The following is a 20967-nucleotide window of genomic DNA, read 5'->3' as shown; positions in this document are numbered from 1 at the left end:
CTCCAGCAGCGCGACGCGCACTGGTGGCGCCGCCGCGACATCGAAGCCGGACGCGACGATCTCGATGGTCCTGTCGACGACCTCGTCCTCGCGCACCCGTACCGGCGCCAGCGAGACGGGCACGTCGGAGGCATGCAGGATCTTCTGCACGGGCCCCCCGGCCGATTCCGGGTACACGGTCCGCAGGATCTCGTGGCGCTCGAGTACGTCGACGACGGCATGCTCGAGCGCGTTCGTGTCGAGGTCGCCGGAAAGCCGGACCGCCATCGGGATGTTGTAAGCCGCCGAGGTCGTGTCGAACTGATTGAGGAACCACATCCGACGCTGCGCCAGCGACAACGGGAGCTGCTCCGGTCGAGGTCCGGCCGCCAGCGGACGTGCCTGTAGGGTCGCCGAATTCTCCATCCGCGCAGCGAGTTCTGCGACAGACGGAGCCTCGAACAGGTCACGAACGCCGACCCGGACGCCGAGGGCTGCACCGACGCGCGCCGTGACCTTCGTCGCCGAGAGCGAGTTACCGCCGAGGTCGAAGAAGCTCGCCGTCACGCCGACCCGGTCCACGCCGAGAACCTCGGCGAAGACACCGGCGACGATCTCCTCGGTCAGCGTTCGCGGCGCCACGTACTCGCTTGGCTCGGTGACGAAATCGGGCAGCGGCAGCGCGCGACGATCCAGTTTGCCGGCGGGCGTTCTAGGGACCTCGTCGAGGGCGATGACATGAGACGGGACCATGTACGCGGGCAGGAACTCCGCGGCGAAAGACCGCAGTGCACCTTCGTCGACGCTGCGGCCGGCGGCCGGCAGCACATACGCCACCAGCACCGTGCCGCCGTCTGGGGCGACCACGCCCTCGGTGGTCACGAATCCGACGCTGTCGTGACACGCGAGAGTGCCGCTCACCTCGCCGAGCTCGATTCGGAAACCCCGGACCTTCACCTGGAAATCCGAACGGCCGACGTATTCGAGGTTGCCGTCGGACCTCCACCGCACCACATCACCGGTGCGGTACATCCGCTGCCCGGGCACGCCGAAGGGGCTCGCAATGAATCGTTCGGCAGTCAGCGGGCCACGGGCGTGATAGCCGCGAGCAAGTGCGGGCCCCGACAGATACAGCTCACCTGTGACACCCACCGGGGACGGTCGCAGACGCCCGTCGAGCACTGCCACCTGGAACCCACGGATCGGTGCACCGATGGTGATCGGACCGGACGGCGCAAGAGGGGCCGACACCGTTGCCCACACGGTCGACTCGGTGGGGCCGTAGAGGTTGAGCATCACCCGACCGGGGGCCCAGCGTGCCACCAACTCCGGCGGGCACACGTCACCGGCCACGGCCAGGACACTGAGGCCCACACCTGCGGGGTCCGCGGCCGCCAGGGCGGCGGGTGTGACGCACGCGTGGGTGACGTCGCGAACGCGCATGAAGTCCGACAGTTCGAGTCCGCCGAGTAGATCCGGCGGGGCGACGACCAGGGTCGCGGCGCTGCCGAACGCCATCATCATCTCGAAGACCGAGGCATCGAAGCTCGGGGAGGCGAATTGCAGTGTGCGCGAGGAGGGCTCGATCAACATGTGCGCCTGTTGCTCGGCGACGAGGTCGGCGAGACCACGGTGGTTGACGACGACGCCCTTGGGTACGCCCGTCGAACCCGAGGTGTAGATGACATAGGCGGCATCGTCGGGCGTCGCACGCCGGGTGCCATCCATCCGCGAGTCGGGCACGGATGCGAGCATCTCGGCCGCGCCGTCGAGTGCGAGCCAGTTCACCTGATCGGACAGCGCAGTGCGGTGGGTCGTCGTCGTTATCCCGACGGCGACCGCCGAGTCGGTGAGCATGTGCTCGATGCGGTCGGACGGATAGTTCGGATCGACCGGCAGGAACGCGGCACCGGTCTTCGCGATCGCCCATACCGCGACGATCGTGTCGATCGACCGGGGCATCGCGATCGCGACGAAGGTGCCGGCGCGCACGCCACGGTCGAACAGCACCCGGGCCAACTGATTCGAACGGGCATCGAGTTCCCGGTAGGTGATCCGGGCGTCGCCGGCCTCGACAGCGGTCTGTCCGGGGTTGACCGCCACGGCGTCAGCGAAGATCTGGGCCAACGTGCGTGGCGGAAGGCTGTTCGGCCCTACGGCATTGGACAGTTCATGCTCTTCCACCGGATGGAGGATCGGTATGTCCCCGACCGGCACCGTCGGATCCACGACCACCGTCGAGAGGATCCGCACGAGGCGGTCGGCGAACGTCTGCACCGTTTCCGCATCGAAGAGATCTGTGGCGTAACCGAACGATGCGAGCATTCCATCCGGACGACCGTCGTCGTCGACGCGCTCACCGAGGGTGAGCTGGAGATCGAACTTGGCGATCTCGGCCTCCACCGACTCAGGCGTGACCGTGAGTCCCGGGAGCTCCAGTCGCAGATCGGTGGCGTTCTGGAAGTCGATGGCCACCTGGAACAGCGGATGGTGCGACTCGGTACGTGTCGGGCTGAGCTCGTCGACTAGGCGCTCGAACGGCAACTCGGTGTGCGCGAAGGCGCCGAGATCGACGGTCCGCGTGTGCTCGAGCAGTGTGGCGAAGTCGGTCTCGGGCTCCACTTCGGTGCGAAGCACCAACGTGTTGACGAACATGCCGACCAACGGGTCGATCTCCGGTTCGCCGCGGCCGGCGATGGCCGTACCGATGGCGATGTCCGAGGTGTTGCTCAACCGCGACAGCAGCGTCGCCAGCGCGGCGTGCATAACCATGAACACCGTCGCGCCCTGAGCGCGAGCGATCTCGGCGACACCGCGATGGATCTCCGCGTCGATGCGGAAATCGATCCGGCCGCCACTCATCGACGCGCGCGCGGGGCGGGGTCGATCGGTCGGCAGGTCGAGCTGATCCGGCAGGTTCGCCAGCGCCGCGACCCAGTACCGCAGCTGTGCCGCGGCGCGGGACTGGGGATCGGCCGGATCCCCGAGAACCTCTCGCTGCCAGATCGCATAGTCGCCGTACTGCACCGCGAGCGGCGCCCATTCCGGCGTACGGTGCTCGGCGCGTGCCGAGTAAGCCGTCACCAGGTCGGAGACCAGCGGACGAAGCGAGCCGCCGTCCGAGGCGATGTGGTGCATGATCAGCACGAAGACGTGCTCGTCGCCTCGGCCTTCGATCGTCAGGAGCGCTGCCCTGACCGGAACCGACTCGGTCACGTCGAAACCGCCCACTGCCAGCTCGGAAACGCGCGCGAACACCTCCTCTGCGGCAACGGTTTCCGCCAGTAGCTCGACGCCGGAGTCGTCGACGTCGAGAACGTGCTGCCGCCCGCCGTCAATGGTCTCGGGGTACACGGTGCGCAGCACCTCGTGACGGTCGACCACATCGCGGAGCGCGGACCGGAACGCTTCGACGTCCAGGTCGCCACTCAGCCGGATCGCGAGCGGGATGTTGTACGCCGCGGAGGACTGGTCGAGACGGTTGAGGAACCACATACGTTGCTGCGCCAACGACAATGGCACCTCGGAGTCGCTCGCTCGCGGCGACAGGCGCGGACGTGCATCGCTTGCACCGTGTTCGACGAGGTCTGCGAGCTCGGCCACCGAGCGGGCATCGAAGATGTCGCGCACCCCCAGGGAGGCGCCGAACATCTGATTGATGCGGGCGATGACGCGGGTGGCGGCCAGCGAGTTGCCGCCGAGATCGAAGAAGTCGTCTGTGGCGCCGACCCGCTCGACAGCGAGTACGTCACCGATGATCTCGGCGACGCCGCGCTGCAGGTCACCTACCGGCGGTACATGGACCGCGGCCCCGACGAACTCGGGTTCGGGGAGTGCCGCGCGGTCGACCTTGCCGAGTGCAGTCAATGGCACCTCGTCGAGAACCATGATCGAGGTGGGCACCATGTACGACGGCAGGGTCCGAGAGACGAAAGCGGCGAGATCTGCGGTGTCGACGGATTGTCCCGCCACCGGCTGAACGTAGGCCACGAGTGCGATGTCGCCGGCCGGACCGGCGGTGCCCACGGTGACCGCGTAGGCAATCGACGGATGGGCGTTCAGGGCGTTGTCGATCTCACCGAGTTCGACGCGGAAGCCTCGCACCTGCAGCTGGAAGTCCGAGCGGCCGACGTACACGATCTCAGCGGCATCGGCTTCGGCATCGATGCCGTCGCGCGTGGGTGACGCCCAGCGCACCACGTCGCCAGTGCGATACATGCGCTCGCCCGGAGCGCCGTACGGATTGGCGACGAACCGCTCCGCGGTCAGGGCGTGACGCCGGTGATAACCGCGCGCCAACCCGGCGTTGGTGACGTAGAGCTCACCCGGCGTCCCCACCGGGACGGGACGCAGTGCGGCATCGAGGATCAATACGTGCACGCCCTTCATCGGCGAGCCGATGGTGATGGCTGCACCGGGCGCGAGCGGATCGGTGATCGTGACGATCACCATCGTCTCGGTCGGGCCGTAGGCATTGCGCAACCTGCCGGTCCAGCGCGCCGCGAGTTCCGGCGGACACACGTCACCACCGACCACCACGCGCTCGACATGATCGAGACCGGTGGCGTCGATGGTCTGCACGCCCGTGGGCGTGCCGACGAAGACGGTGATCCGCTGTTCGGCGATGAAGTCGGCCAATTCGCGGCCGCCGTACAGATCGGTCGGTGCGATCACCATCGTGGCGCCTGCCCCGAAGGTCGCCAGTATCTCGCCGACGGCTGCGTCGAAGCTGATTGCGGCAAACTGCAGCATCCGGGCGCGCGTCGACGTCGAATAGTAGTGGCGCAGATCGGAGGTGAGCGAGGCGAGGCCGGCATGCGACATCGCCACGCCCTTGGGCAGACCGGTGGTTCCCGACGTATAGATCATGTAGGCCAGATGATCCGGTGTCAGCGGTACGGTGCGGTGCGAGTTGGTGATCACCCGGACCGAGCGCCTGTCGATCCGCGCGGCGACCTCGGGATCGTCGAGTTCGAGCCAACCGTGGACCGGCGTCGCCGCCGAACGCACCTCGGCGACGAGTTCTGAATGGGTGAGTCCGACCTTGGCACCGGAGTCGCGCACCATGTGGGCGATCCGGTCGACCGGCAACTTGGGATCGATCGGCAGGTAGGCCCCGCCTGCCATCGCGATCGCCCAGATGCTGATCATCGCGTCGGCTGACCGTGGCAGCGCGATCGCCACTATGTCATCCGGGCCGACGCCGAACTCGATGAGTTCTCGGCCGAGCTGGTTCGCGCGTTCGGCGAGCTCGGCGTAGACGATTTTCTCCCCCGCCCACTCGATCGCGGTGAGTTCGGCAAACTCGGCGGCGCTCGCGGAGAAGATGCCCGCCAAGGTGCGCGGCGGGTCGGCGGGCAGACCTCGCACTCCGGAGAGTTCGGTCCGTTCGTCGTCGTCGAGGACCGACAGCTCGCCCACGGCGCGTGCGGGCTCGGCCAGGGCCTCGGCGAGCAGGCGCAGCAACCGCTCTGCGAACAATACGATGGTGGACTCGTCGAACAGGTCGGTGGCGTAGTTGAACACGCCCTGCGCACCGTTCTCGACATCCTCCACGACGGTGAGGCCGAGATCGTACTTCGCCGTGCTGGTGGGTAGGTCGAGTGCCTCGATTTCGAGGCCAGCCAGCTCGAAGCGGGTGTCGCTCGACGCCTGGAAGGCCAGTGCCACCTGGAAGAGCGGCGCATGCGACGTAGAGCGCGACGCGTCGAGGACGTCGACGAGTTGCTCGAACGGGATCTCGGCGTGCTCGTAGGCAGCGAGATCGATGGCCCGCACCTCCTCGACGAGATCGTCGAAGCTCTGCCCCCGGCTCACCCGGGTACGCAGCACGAGCGTGTTGACGAACATGCCGATCAGGTCGTCGAGGGCGCGTTCACCGCGGCCTCCGATCGGCGTACCGATGGCGATGTCCTCCGTCGCGGCCAGCTGCGAGAGCATGCCGGCGAAGGCCGCGTGTAGCACCATGAACGGTGTCACGCCGTTGCGCCGTGCGTAGTCGTTGACCTCGGCGTAGAGCTCCGCACCGAAATCGAAGCGATGATCGGCGCCACGCCCGGACTGCACTGCCGGACGCGGACGATCCGTCGGCAGCTCGATGCGGTCGGGCAGACCCGCCAGGGTCCGTCGCCAGTACTGGATCTGGCGTGCCGCAGCCGATTCCGGATCGGAGGCCTCGCCGAGGACCGCTCGCTGCCAGACGCTGTAGTCGGCGTACTGGACAACCAACGGCGACCACCCCGGCATCTCTCCGGCGCTGCGCGCGCCGTAGGCGATCATCACGTCGCGGGCGAGCGGACCCATCGACAGCCCGTCACCGGAGATGTGGTGCAGCACGAGCACCAAGACGTGCTCGCCTCGCTCGTCACCGTCGGTGACGCGGGCCAGACGTGCATGCAGCGGCACCTCGGCGGTCACGTCGAATCCGCGAGTGACGGTATCGGCGACGAACCGTTCCAGACCTGAGGTGGCAACCGGGGCCGCCGTCAGGTCGGGCGCAACCCGACTCGCGGGGACGATGACCTGGTGCGGCCCGTCATCGGAATCGGGGAACATCGTGCGCAGCGACTCGTGGCGTTCGATGGTGTCGGCGACGGCCGCGTTCAGCGCATCGACGTCGAGTGGACCGACGAAGCGGACGGCGAGCGGCAGGTTGTACGCGGGCGACGACGGATCGAAACGGTTGAGGAACCACATCCGCTGCTGTGCGAGCGACAACGGCACTGCGCTGCCGCGGTCCTGCGGCACGAGCGGCGGACGGGAGCCGTCACCGGACAGTTCCACCCGCGCGGCGAGCTGCGCCACCGTGGGCGCCTCGAACAGATCCCGGACCGCCACCCGGGTCCCGAGCGCCTCGCTGACCCGAGAGACCAGTCGTGTGGCGATCAACGAGTTGCCCCCGGCGTCGAAGAAGCTCTCCTCGACGCTGATGCGCGGCACGCCGATCACGTCGGCGAAGATGCCGGCGACGACCTCTTCAACCGGGTCGCGTGGCGCGACGAAGTCGACCACGGATACTTCGAAGACAGGATCCGGCAGTGCTTTTCGGTCGAGTTTGCCACTTCCGTTGAGGGGGAACTCATCGAGCACGACCACCGATGCGGGGACCATGTAGGAGGGCAGAGACTGCGCGATGTGGGCGGTCACCGCGGCTGCGGTGACCTCGGCGCCCTCGGTGCGCACCACGTAGCCGACCAGCTGATCTCCGGTGTGCGGGTCGGTCCGGACCACCACTACCGACTGACTCACGCCCTCGGCCGACAACAGGGCGGCCTCGATGTCGCCGAGCTCGATGCGGTTGCCGCGCACCTTCACCTGGAAGTCGGTTCGGCCGATGTACTCCAGGACACCTGCGGATCGACCGGCTCCGGCGAGGTCATCGCTACCGTCGCCCTGCGGGCGGTGGCGCACGAGATCGCCGGTGCGGTACATGCGAGCACCCTCGGGACCGAATGGGTCCGCGACGAATCGGTCAGAGCTCAGGTCGAACCGTCCGTGATACCCGCGCGCGAGCTGGACGCCCGACAGATACAGCTCACCCGCGACACCGACCGGAACAGGTCGCAGACGCGAATCCAGAACGTAGACACGGGTGTTCCACATGGGCAGACCGATGGGCACGACCCCATGGTCCGCGGGGGTGTGACGCCAGTAGGTGACCGCGAGGGACGCCTCGGCCGGGCCGTAGAGGTTGTCGAGCGGGGCCGACGACAACGCGCGGAACCGCTCGGCGGTCTCGATCGGCAATGCCTCACCGATCGCGATCACGGCGCGGACGGAGTCCGGGATCTGCGCGGACGAGTTCGTCACGAACATCGCCAGCATGGACGGGACGAACTGCACGACGGTGACGTTCTCGTCGACCATCACCTGCGAGAGATACTCGGGATCCCGATGTCCGTCGGGACGGGCGATGACCAGGCGGGCCCCGGTCTGCAGGGTCCAGAAGAACTCCCACACCGATACGTCGAACGTCATAGGAGTCTTCAGCATGACCGCATCGGCGGTGGTCAGTTCGTACTCCGCCTGCATCCAGCGCAGCTGGTTCACCAGACCCGCATGCGGAACCGCAATGCCCTTCGGCCGCCCGGTCGAGCCGGACGTGTAGATGAGGTTCGCCGGATGCTCGGGACGCAGCGGGGAGACGCGGTCGGCATCGGCGACCGGAGCCGAATCCAGTGCACTCGTGTCGATTTGGTCGAGTACCACGACGGGTGCCGAGTCCGGTAGCCCATCTGCGTCTCTCGACGTGGTCAACACACAGATCGGCGACGCACTGTCGAGGACGTAACCGTTGCGCTCGGCCGGATGATCGGGATCGAGCGGCACGTAGGCGCCGCCGGCCTTGACGATGGCGTACATGCCGACGAGCAGATCGACGGAACGTCGGATGGACAATCCCACAACTGATTCCGGGCCCACGCCGAGCGTGATCAGATGCCGCGCCAGGCGATTGGCCCGCGCGTCGAACTCCCGGTACGTCAGTTGTTCGCCCTCGAAGATGAGGGCGGTGGCATCCGGCGTCCGGCCCACCTGCGCGTCGAACAGTGCGACGAGGGTGTCCTCGCCTGCGGCGACCTCCGGCACGACATGCGTGGTGTCGTTCCAGGTGTCGAGAAGCAGGTGGCGTTCGGCCGTCGAGGTCAACTCGATGTCGCCCACGACGATGTCCGGTCGTTCGGCGACCGTCTCGAGCAGGCTGGTGAACCGGGTGGCGAAGGCCTCCGCGGTGGCCCGCTCGAACAGGTCGTCGGCGTAGGTCAGGACCAGGCCGATGTCACCCGGTGCGCCCTGTGCGTCGACGCTGTCGGTGACGGTGAGCTGGAGATCGAAACGCGCAAGACCCGTCTCGTACTCCACCGGTGTCACGGTCAGACCGGGTAGTTCGAGACTCGCACGCGTCACGTTCTGGAACCACAGCGACACCTGGAACAGTGGGTGGTACGCCGTCGACCGCGTGGGGTTCAGGACCTCGACGAGCCGCTCGAACGGCAGATCGGTGTGGGTGAACGCCTCGAGATCGCGCTCTCGCACCTGCCCGAGCAGTTCGGTGAACGGCTGTCGGGCGTCGATCTCGGTGCGCAGCACCAAGGTGTTGACGAACATCCCCACCACGTCGTCGAGGCGAGCGTCCCCGCGACCGGCGACCGGGGTCCCGATCGCGATGTCCTCGCTACCCGACAGGCGCGACAACAACACCGACATCGCGGCATGGACGACCATGAACAGGGTCGAGTTCGTGGTTCGCGCGACGTCGAGCAGGGCGGCGTGCACCTGCGCATCGACGTGCATGTGCACCTCCCCGCCGCGGAAGGACTGTTCGGCGGGACGGGGGCGGTCGGTGGGCAGTTCGACAACGTCCGGAAGATCGGCCAGGGCCGTGCGCCAGTACGCGAGTTGGCGGGCAGCACCGGATTCCGGGTCTGCCTCGTCCCCGAGGACCTCTCGCTGCCAGACGGCAAAGTCGCCGTACTGCACCGGCAGGGGTTCCCAGTCAGGCGCTCCTCCGGTGAGCCGCGAGGTGTAGGCCACCATCAGATCGCGCGCCAGGGGCGCCGACGACCAGCCGTCGAATGCGATGTGGTGCAGCACGAAGACGAGCATGTGCTCGTCGTCGGCGGTCGAGAGCAGTCTCGCCCTCATCGGGGGCGCGGCGGTGACGTCGAACGGGCCGGTTGCCAGCGAGATGACCTCGCGTTCCAGTTCGGCCTCGGCCACCCGCCCGATCTCGAGGCCCGCGATCTCGGCGGCGCCGGCCGTGTCGAGCACGATCTGGTGCGGGCCGGACGGGGAGTCCGGGTACACAGTCCGGAGGACCTCGTGCCGCTCGAGCACGTCGGCCATCGCGGCACGCAGGGCGTCGACGTCGAGGTCACCGGACAACCGGATCGCGAACGGCATGTTGTACGCGGCCGACTGGCTGTCGAAACGGTTGAGGAACCACATGCGCTGCTGCGCCAGTGACAGCGGCGTCTGCGCCGTGCGGGCGCGGCGCGTGAGCGGAATGCGTTGAGTTACGCCGGGCACCTCTGCGCGCCTTGCGAGTTCGGAGACCGTCGGAGAGTCGAAGATCTCGCGCACACCCAGGTCGGCGTCGAGCGCTTCGTTGACCCGCGCTATCACGCGGGTGGCGATCAGCGAGTTCCCGCCGAGTTCGAAGAAATTGTCGTTCGCCCCGACACGGTCGGTACCGACGACTTCGGCAAAGATACCCGCGATGATCTCCTCGACCGGCCCCCGGGCGGGGACGAACGCGGACTCGTCCATCTCGATGTGCGGAGCAGGCAATGCCCGACGGTCCAGCTTGCCACTCGCGTTGAGAGGCATCTCCTCGAGCGCGATGAACACAGCCGGGATCATGTACCCGGGCAGGAGATCGGCGAGGTCGTGACGGAGGCGACCGGCATCGGTCTCAGCACCTACGACGTAGGCGATCAATTGATCCCCGGTGTGGGGATCGCTGTGGACCCGCACCACGGTTTGATCGACACCGCTCTGCGAGAGCAACGCGCTCTCGATCTCGCCCAGCTCGATGCGCAGACCACGCAGCTTCACCTGGAAGTCGGTGCGTCCGAAATACTCCAGCTCGAGCCCGCCTGATGCCCCGACGACCCACTTGACCAGGTCTCCGGTGCGGTACATGCGTTCGCCGGAGCCGGACGGGTCGGCGACGAAACGGTCCGCCGACAGATCCGGCCGACCCACGTAACCGCGTGCGAGTTGCACACCGGCCAGGTACAGCTCGCCCGCGACGCCGACCGGTACCGGATGGAGACGGTCATCGAGCACGTGCAGCCTGGTGTTCCACACCGGCGCACCGATCGGTATCGCAGTGACGTCGGCCGGCGAGTAGTCGTGGTAGGTGACCTCGACAGAGGCTTCGGTCGGGCCGTACAGGTTATGGACGGTGGCCGTGCTCAGGGCGGTGAAGGATTCGACGGCCTGCGGGGTCAGCGCCTCCCCCGAGCAGAACACCCGACGCAGCGACGGCACTCGGCCCGGCCCGACCACCGCGGTGAACGCGGACAGCATCGACGGCACGAAGTGTGCGGCCGTGACCGTTTCCGCTTCGATCAGGCCGGCGAGGTACAGCGGATCCTGGTGACCGTCGGGACGAGCGATCACCAACCGGGAACCGACCTGCAACGGCCAGAACAACTCCCACACCGACACATCGAAAGTGACCGGGGTCTTCTGCACCACGACGTCTTCGGAGCCCAACGGGTAGCGCGACTGGCCCCAACGCAGACGGTTCACGACGCCGCGGTGCGGCACCGCCACGCCCTTGGGCCGACCGGTGGAACCCGAGGTGAAGATGACGTAGGCCAGGTTGGTCGTACGCAGCGGACGGCGACGATCGTCATCGGTCAACGGGTCTGCGGCGTGGTCGGTGGCATCGACGGTGTCCAGCGCCCACGTCGGCGTTCCTGCCGGCACGTCGACGATGACGCCCGGCCCGGTCAGCACCACCGCCGGATCAGCGGCTTCCAGGACGTAGCGGGTGCGATCGGCCGGATGGTCCGGGTCGACCGGAACGTACGCACCGCCCGCTTTGAGGATCGCGTACATGGCGATCATCAGATCGAGCGACCGACGGGCCGCGAGGCCCACACAGACATCGGGTCCGACGCCGGCGCCGATCAACTTGCGAGCCAACTGGTTTGCGCGCGCGTCGAATTCAGCGTAGGTGAGGCCGGAACCCTCGAAGGTCAGCGCGACCGCGTCGGGTGTACGCCGCACCTGCGCATCGAACAGGTCGACGAGGGTGACGTCGTCGACCTGGTGCGAGGTCGCGTTCGCGGCACCGATGACGGCGAGGTCATCCTCGCCGGCGATGGTCAGGTCGCCGATAGCGGTATCCGGCGAGACCACGATCTGACGGAGCAGCGCTCCGTACCAGCGTCCGAAACGCGACACGGTCGCGTCGTCGAACAGGTCCGCTGCGTACAGGAACGTCACGCCGTAGCCGCCATCGGACGGTTCGGTGACCGTGACCTCCAGATCGAACTTCGAGATCGCGGTCTGGATGCCCTCCGCCGCGACCCGCAGCCCGGGTAGATCGATGACCGGTTCGCTGAAGTTCTCGAGCGAGAACTGCACCTGGAAGAGCGGCGAATGGGAGGTCGACCGGACGGGGTTGATGACCTCGACCAGGCGCTCGAACGGGATGTCCGCGTGCTCGAAGGCGGCGAGATCGGTGGCGCGCACCTGCGAAAGCAGGTCCGACAGGGCGTCCCCGCCGTCGACCTGGGTCCGCAGCACCAAGGTGTTGACGAACATTCCCACGAGGTCGTCGAGCGCCCGTTCGCCCCGGCCGGCGACCGGCGTGCCGATGGCGACATCGGTTTCGCCCGCCAGCCGCGACAGCAGTATGGCAAGAGTCGCGTGCAGCACCATGAAGGGTGTCGCGCCGTGCCGTTGCGCGAGCGCTTCGACTTCTGAACGCAGCTCGTGGTCGAGGGCGAAGTCGACGCGCCCACCGATTCCGCTGGGAGTGGAGGGGCGCGGGCGGTCGGTCGGGAGGTCGAGCAGGTCCGGCAGCCCGCTCAGTTCCCGAGTCCAGAATGCGATCTGGCGTGCGGCGAGGGATTCGGGATCGGATTCGTCTCCGAGGACCACGCGCTGCCAGATCGCAAAATCGGCGTACTGTACCGGCAGCGGTGACCAGGCAGGCGGCACCGACTGGGTCCGTGCGGAGTACGCCACGACAAGATCTCGCGCCAAGGGGGCCAGCGACCAACCATCGGTGGCGATGTGGTGAATCACCAAGGCCATCACATACTGGTCGGGCCCGTCGGTGATCGCGGACCGATCGTCTCCGACGATCCGGACGAGGTGGGCCCTCACCGGGATCTCGGCGGTGACGTCGAACCCGGCCGAGCCGAGTTCGAGCGCGGTGCCGGGCAGATCGGCTTCGGCGAGTTCGATGACCGGCAGGTCGGCCGTGACCTCCGACATCGGGAGTACGACCTGCTCCGGGCCATCCGCCGAGGCGGGGAACACCGTGCGCAGCGATTCATGTCGGTCGAGCACATCGTGGAGCGCCTCGCGCATGGCCTCGATGTCCAACTCTCCGGTCAGCCGGATGGCCAACGGGATGTTGTAGGTACCCGCGCCGGGCACCAGCCGGTTGAGGAACCACATCCGTTGCTGCGCCAACGACAGCGGAACGCGGTTCGGCCGCTCCCCCGCCACCAGAGCCGGACGGTCCACGGCACCGGCCACCGACTGCTCGGCGCGCTGCGCCAGCCCGCTGACGGTCGGCTCCTCGAACAGGTCTCGAACGCCGATCGACGCGGAGAGCTCGGAATTGACACGGGCCGTGATGCGGGTTGCGACGAGCGAGTCCCCACCCAAGGCGAAGAAGTCGTCGTTCGCGCCCACTCGGTCCACACCGAGCACATCGGCATAGATGTTCGCGACGAGCTCTTCCGTCGGAGTGACCGGTGCAACGTATTCGGTGCTCTCGAAACCGAACTCGGGCCGCGGAAGCGCGCGACGATCGAGCTTGCCGACCGGGGTCAGCGGAACCTCGTCCAGTACCATCACCGACGACGGAACCATGTAGGCGGGCAGGGTGCGCCCGGCGAGTTCGGTCAGTTCGGCCGGGTCGACAGCCATATTGGCCTTCGGCAACACGTACGCCACCAACTGGGTCTGACCCTGATCGTTGTCGACGCCCAACGTGGCGACGAAGTCGACCGCATCGTGTGCGCTGAGGGTCGCATCGATCTCACCGAGTTCGATGCGCAGACCCCGGATCTTGACCTGGAAGTCGCTGCGGCCCAGATACTCGATCTCGAGGGCCCCGGTCGTCGGGTGCTCCCGCCAGCGCACGAGATCGCCGGTGCGGTACATCCGCGCGGCGGGATCGACCGGGCTGGCGACGAATCGCTGAGCGGTGAGCGCGGGGCGCGCATGGTAGCCGCGCGCCAGGCCGACTCCGGCGATGTAGAGCTCGCCCGTCGCGCCCGGCGGCACAACCCGCATCCGGTCGTCCAGAACCAGGAGTTGGCTTCCGCGGACGGGCCCACCGATCGTGATGGTGCGACCGGGCTCCATGGGGTCGCTGATGGCGACCATGATCGTGGTCTCGGTCGGCCCGTAGCCGTTGTGCAGGAATCGGCCCGGCGCCCAACGGTTCACGATGTCGGCGGGCACGGCCTCCCCGCCGGCGACGAGGTGCTGCAGGCAGTCGAGACCCCTCGGATCGACCGACGCGAGCGCCGACGGCGTGATGAAGGCGTGGGTGACCCGTTCGGCGGCGATGAGGTCGTGGAGATCGGTCCCACCGAAGACAGCGGCGGGGCTGACCACGAGAGTGGCCCCGGAACCGAAGGCCATCGTGTACTCGAGCACCGAGGCGTCGAAACTCGGTGACGAGACGTGCAGGACACGTGAATCCGGTGTGACCTCATAGCGTTCGCGCTGTTCCGCCGCGAAGTTGGTGAGGCCGGAGCGGGTGACGACCACACCCTTCGGGGTGCCGGTGGACCCCGAGGTGAAGATCATGTAGGCCGGGTTGTCCACCCGGGTGGGGTGCACTCGTTCGGCATCGGTGATCGCGACCGTCGACTGCTGCGCGAGCACTTCGGCGAATTCTGCGCCATCGATCGAGATCCATTCGATCCCGTTGTCGGGCAGCAGGTGACGCTCGGACTCGACCGTGAGGCCGATGGCCGCGCCGGAGTCGGTGAGCATGTGCCCGATGCGCTCACCGGGATAGTTCGGGTCGACGGGCACGAAGGCGCCACCGGTCTTGAGCACCGCCCAGACACCGATCACGGACTCCATGGACCGTGTCATCCCGAGGGCGACGAAGGTCTCCGGGCCGGCGCCCTGAGAGATCAGTGCGCGAGCGAGACGGGTCGAGTGTTCGTCGAGCTCCCGGTAGGTGCAGGACCGCCCGGAAGCGGACACAGCTGTCCCCTCGGGCCGGATCCGAAGACCTCGGGCGAAGAACTCCACCCCGGACTCGGCGCCGACTGCGGGCAGACCGCGGGCGGGCGCGAGACGCCCGAGCTCGGCGGGGTCGAGCAGATCGATCGAGCCGACCGCCTCGTCGGGCCGCGCGGCGAAAGCTGCGAGGATCCTCGTCAGCCGGGACATCAGGACGCCCACCTCGTCGGCGGCGAACACACTCGGCAGGTACTTGACCTTGAAGCGCAGGGCTGGGTCCTGCAGGGCGATGAGGGTCAGCGGGTAGTGCGAGGCGTCGTGGACGTCGACATCGAGGACGTTCAACCCGCCGAGGTCGAGGGCCTCGGAGAGGGCGCTGCGATCGACCGGATAGGACTCGAAGACGGTCAGTGTGTCGAAAAGCGTACCCATACCGGTCGCGCGCTGGATGTCGGTCAGTCCGACGAGATGGTGGTCGAGCAGATCGGCCTGCTCGCCCTGAAGGCGTCGAACCAGTGCGGCTACCGACTCGTTCTCATCGAAACGGACCCGGACGGGAAGAGTGTTGATGAAGAGTCCGACCATCGCCTCGATGCCCGCCAGCGCCGGGGGGCGTCCCGAGACGGTGGCGCCGAAGACGACGTCGGTACGTCCGCTCGTGCGCGCGAGAAGCACACCCCAGGCGGCCTGGACGAGTGTGTTCGCGGTGACGCCCAGTTCGCGTGCGAGAGCGACGATTCCGCTCTCGATCTCGGCGCCGAGATCGACGGTCAGCTCTTCGGGAACGGGCAGCGCCCCGTCTGGGGAGACCGACGCCAACAGTGTCGGCTCCTCGAGACCGTCGAGCGTACGCGTCCACACATCGAGCGATTCCGGAACATTCTGGCGGGCCAGCCATTCGAGGAATGTCCGGTACGAGCGTCCAGGAGTGAAGGCGCGAGCTCCCGCAGTGGCGTACAGCTGCAGCAGATCCGCCAGGATGAGCGGCAGAGACCAACCGTCCGCGAGCAGATGATGGTTGGTGATCGCCAGTCGGTACCGGTGCGGTCCGGTCCTGATGAGCAACATGCGCACCAGCGGGGGCGTTGTCAGGTCGAACCTCGCGATGCGGTCGGCCTCGATCAGCGCCCGGGCGCGTGCCGCGATGTCGTCGTCGTCGAGACCCTGCCCGGTGAGATCGACCTCGGTGAACGGTAGCGGTGCGTCCACGACGACGGGCTGGGCGGGCACGCCGTCGGCGTCGTAGACGAATGCTGTGCGGAGACTGTCGTGCCGGTCGACGAGTGCCTGACCCGCGCGCCGCATTCGATCGGCGTCCACCACACCGTCCACATCGGCGACAACCTGCGCGGTGTACACGTCGAGGAACTGATCGGCGAGCTGGGTGTGGAAGAGCAGGCCCGACTGCAGCGGCGAGAGCGACCAGACATCGGCCAGCGTGGGATAGCGCGCCTCCCATGCCTCGATCTGACTCTGGCTCGCCGTCACGAGCGGAAGGTCCGAAGGGGTCAAGCCACCTCGGCGCTGCCGGGTGGCGTGCTGAGCAAGGGCCTGCAGAGCCTGCTTCCACAGCTCGGCGAGCTCGCGCACCGCCAGATCGTCGAGGATCTCGGAGGCATAGCCGAAGGTCGCGGTCAGGTGCGTGCGGCCGTCGTCGACAGTCGCGATCGCATCGATGGTGAGCGCTGCGGTCAGCGGCATGTCCGGGGAGCGATGGGCACCGGTCCCCAGAGACTCCGCATCAGGCAGCCACCCGACCTCGCGCAACTCGGCAGGAATGTCGCCGGACGACAGTCGACCGAGATAGTTGAACGCGATCTGCGGCTGCGGCCAGGTGCGCATCACCTCCGCGGTCGTGGGATTGAGTTCGCGCAGGAGGCCGTAGCCGATCCCGCTGCCCGGGACGACGAGCAGCTGCTCCTTCACCCACTTCAGTGCCTCGACGGCCGACTCCCCGCCGGCGAGCGCGTCGGCGAGGTCGAGACCGGCGACGTCGAGGCGCACCGGGTGGACTGTGGTGAACCAGCCGACGGTCTGCGACAGATCTGCGCCGCCGATCGCGGCCTCGTCGCGTCCGTGCCCCTCGAGCGCTATCAGACACGCGTGCTCAGGGAGGTTGCGACCGCGTCGCCAGGCGGCCAAGGCCACCGCGAGAGCCGTGAGCAGAGGGGTGTTGACACTGCTACGGAACTGGGACGGGAGGGTGTTGAGAACGGCGTCGGTGGTGCGCGCATCGAGTGTGATCTCGACGGTCCGCTCGGTTCCCGCGACATCGACCTCGTGGTCGAGGTAACGCGAGCCCACGGCCACATCGGGTTGCGCGGCGATCGCACGCCACGTCTCGAACTCATCCAGACGTCCGGCGGCCGACGCCGATTCGTAGAGCCCATGGGTCCAGCGCCGCATCGAGGTGCCCATCGCGCCGAGCACCGGCTCGGCACCGGCGGCCACCTGAGCCCACGCCATCGCGAAATCCGGTACGAGTACGCGCCACGAGACGGCGTCGACGGCGAGATGGTGGATAGCGACGAGGACCCGGTCGCCGTCGTCGGCCCGCCGTCCGCCGGTGAAGCGGACTAGGCGGATGACCGCCCCCGCGCGCGGGTCGAGCGACTCCGCTGCGATTCGCGTCTCCTCCGCGACCTGGGCGGCGAAGGCGTCGGTGCCCGGTACGGCGACTGCCTGGACCTCGCGCACCACGTCTTCGGCCGACACGGAACCGACGGGACGGGTGAGCAGCACGGGCGTGTGGGTCTCGTCGGCCGGGGTGGCATCACGCGGGTCCGCGTCGACGAGCTGGACCCGCAGCATGTCGTGTCGATCGAGCACAGCCTGCACGGTCGAGAGCACGGCGCTCTGCTCCGCGTTCTGCGGGAGAACCAGCACCAGCGACTGAGCGAACGCATCGAAGTTGCCGAGCGAGAGGATCTCGTGCATCACCGGCGTCAGAGGCATCTCGCCGACGCCATCTCCTGGGAGTTCGGTGAGACGCTTGTCATCCTGTTGCTGCGCATCGGCGGTCTGCGCCACCTCAGCGAGGCCGGCGACCGTCCGCCGCTCGAACACGTCGCGCGCGGTGAACACGACACCGGCGGCCTTGGCCCGCGAGACGAGCTGCATCGATACGATGCTGTCGCCGCCCATCTCGAAGAAATCGGCGTCTGCGCTGACGTTCTCGACGCCGAGGGTCTCCTCGACCACTGCGGCGATACGCAGTTCGAGGGGCGTCTGCGGTTCGCGGTGCGTCGACGACACCGGTACTACCTGAGGGTCGGGCAGCGCATCGCGGTCGAGCTTGCCGTTGACGGTGAGCGGGATCTCGTCGAGCACGACGATCGCGCTGGGCACCATGTAGGCGGGCAACGAACGGCCCGCATGGACCAACAGGTCCGAGGCGTCGATCGCTTCCCCGGGTTTCGGCAACACATAACCGACGATCCGATCTTGGCCGGCAGCTCCTGACCGCACCTGGGCGGTTGCGAAATCCACCGACTCGTGCGAGGCCAGAACGTCGTCGATCTCCCCGAGCTCGACGCGGAAACCACGGATCTTGACCTGGAAATCCGAACGTCCCACGTACTCGAGGGTCCCGGCAGAGGTCCAGCGGACCACGTCACCGGTCCGGTACAGGCGCTCCCCCGCCGGACCATATGGGTCGGCGACGAAGCGGCCCGCGGTCAGCGACTCGCGACGGAAATATCCCCGCGCGAGCGCCGGGCCCGCTAGATAGAGCTCTCCGGTGACGCCCATCGGCACCGGCCGCAGCCGGCTGTCCAGCACCAGCACGGTGACGCCACTGACCGGTGCGCCGATGGTGACCGGTTCCCCCACCTGCAACGGCGCCGAGACCGTCGACCAGATGGTTGCCTCGGTGGGGCCGTAGAGGTTGAGCATGGTGCGCCCGGGTGCCCATCGCGCCACGAGCTCGGGCGGGCACGCGTCGCCGGCCACGGTCAGCACCCGCAATGTGTCCAGATGCGCCGGGTCCGCCACCGCCAGCGCCGCCGGCGTCACACAGGCGTGCGTCACGCGCTGCTCACGCATGAAGTCCGACAGCTCTTCGCCACCGAGCAATTCGGCCGGAGCCACCACGAGGGTCGATCCGCTACCGAACGCCATCATCATCTCGAAGACCGAGGCGTCAAAGCTCGGCGATGCGAAATGCAGTGTCCGCGAACGCGGTTCGATGCGCATGCGATCCTGCTGCTCGGCCACCAGGTTGCCGAGGCCGCGATGGGTGACAACGACACCCTTCGGCAGGCCGGTCGAGCCCGACGTGTAGATCATGTACGCCGGGTTGTCCAAACGGATCGGCCCGGAACGTTCGGCGTCGCCGATCCTCGCCGCGGACAACCCTCGGCAGGCCTGGTCGACCTCGTCCGAATCCACCACGATCCAGTCGACGGACTGCGGCAGCGACTCCGTGTGCTTGCCTACGGTGATGCCCTGCGTCACAGCAGCATCCGACACGATGTAGCTGATGCGCTCGTCGGGGTAGTTCGGATCGATCGGCAGGTAGGCGGCTCCCGTTTTCGCCGTAGCCCAGATCGACAACACCGACTCGATTGATCGCGCCACCGCGAGGGCCACGAACGACTCCGGTCCGATCCCGCGCGCGATGAGGAGGCGAGCCAACCGATTCGACCGCTCGTCGAGTTCGCGGTAGGTCCAGTCCACCCCGCCGTAGGTGATCGCGATGTCATCGCCGAAGGAGTCCGCGGTGCCCGCCAAGATATCGGCGAAAGTACGTTCGGCGGAGCGGGACTCGGGGGCCCGACCGGTCAGCCAGGCAAGTTCGGCAGCGTCGAGGACCTCGACCCTGGAGACGGGCGTGTCGCCGTCCGCGCTGACGAATCGGGTGAAGAAGCCCTCGAAGCGATCGTGGTGCCGTCGAAGCTCCTGGTCGGTGTAGCGCCCCGGATTGCCGATGAAGTCGATGTGTAGTCCACCGGTACCGGTCTCATAGAGGTTGAGCATCAGGTCGTCGACCGGACCGGAGGACAGGACGTTGAGCTGAGATGTGATGGCGCCCAGTCGGAGGTTGCCCAGCCCGATCATGATGTTCACCAGCGGACCGAACTGGCTGCGGTCCGGCCCGGCGAGCCCCAGATCGCGATTGATGTCCTCGGTGCGGTAGCGCTGATGCCGCAGAGCACCGATCAGCTGGACGCCGACCGAATCGATCAGAGCCTGCACAGTCGTCCGAGAGTCGACCGAGACACGCAGCGGAACCACGTTCGACACCATGCCGCCGGTACGTCGCATCGCCGCGGTGGTGCGCGCCGAGACGGGCAGGGAGAGCACGACGTCCTCGGACCCGGTCATCCGGGACAGATAGGCGGCAAAAGCCGCGATGGTCGCAGGCGCGAAGGAAGAGCCGGTGGACTCGAGAGCCGACACCGTCTCCGCGTGCAGAGGGGTACTCGCCACGACACTCTTCGCCTGCGCCGGGGCGTGTCGAGGCGCGAAGGTGGCCGGTTCGGGCATGTCTGCCGCGATGGTGGTCCAGTAGGCACGGTCGGACTCGAAACGCGTTGAGTTCCGGTAGGTTTCCTCTGCCCGGTAGAGGGCCAGCAAGCCGTCGTCGCCTGGTTCGGGCAGCGGGGTGCCCTCGAGCGCCGCGGTGTACCGCTCCGCCGTGCGGTTCATCAGCGTGATCGCGCCGACGCCGTCGAGAGCGATGTGGTGCACACGCGAATACCAATAGTGCAGGTTCTCGTCGATCTTCAGAACCGCACAGAGGAACAGATGATCCGACAGCATGTCGAGCGGGGCCTGATACTCCGCCTGCATCCATTCGTGTGCAGCGGCCCTGGGATCGGCTCGATCGGTGAAATCCAGCCGGACTACGGCTTGTTCGAGCTCCGGGTCGACGACCTGGTACGGCGTGCCGTCCACATCGAGCAACCGGAGATACCCCGATCCCATGTCCTTGCCGACGCCGATCATGGCACGTTCCAGCAGATCGACGTCGAGTTCACCGCGCAGTTCGACGTACTGCGCCATGTTGATCGGCACGTCGGGGTTCAGCTGCTGCGAGAGCCACAGCCCGAACTGGGCCGCAGACAACGGGTATGCGCCTTCCGGCAC

The 20967-nt window shown here is 67.5% G+C and carries 1 protein-coding gene (running past one end of the window); it reads right to left on the bottom strand.

The genetic code is table 11. The annotated features are described in order from the left end of the window. Positions 1-20967, bottom strand: the beginning of a protein-coding gene (locus tag KB201_RS03260; protein ID WP_307848029.1) for a non-ribosomal peptide synthase/polyketide synthase. Its footprint begins 22470 nt before the window's first position; the window shows 20967 of its 43437 coding nt (coding positions 1-20967); the start codon lies at positions 20965-20967; its stop codon lies off the left edge, out of view.

The sequence above is a fragment of the Gordonia sp. SCSIO 19800 genome (assembly GCF_018132775.1).
Classification (GTDB): domain Bacteria; phylum Actinomycetota; class Actinomycetes; order Mycobacteriales; family Mycobacteriaceae; genus Gordonia; species Gordonia hongkongensis.
The sequence above is the reverse complement of the archived record's forward strand: the minus strand, read 5'-3'. Positions and strand labels throughout refer to the sequence as shown.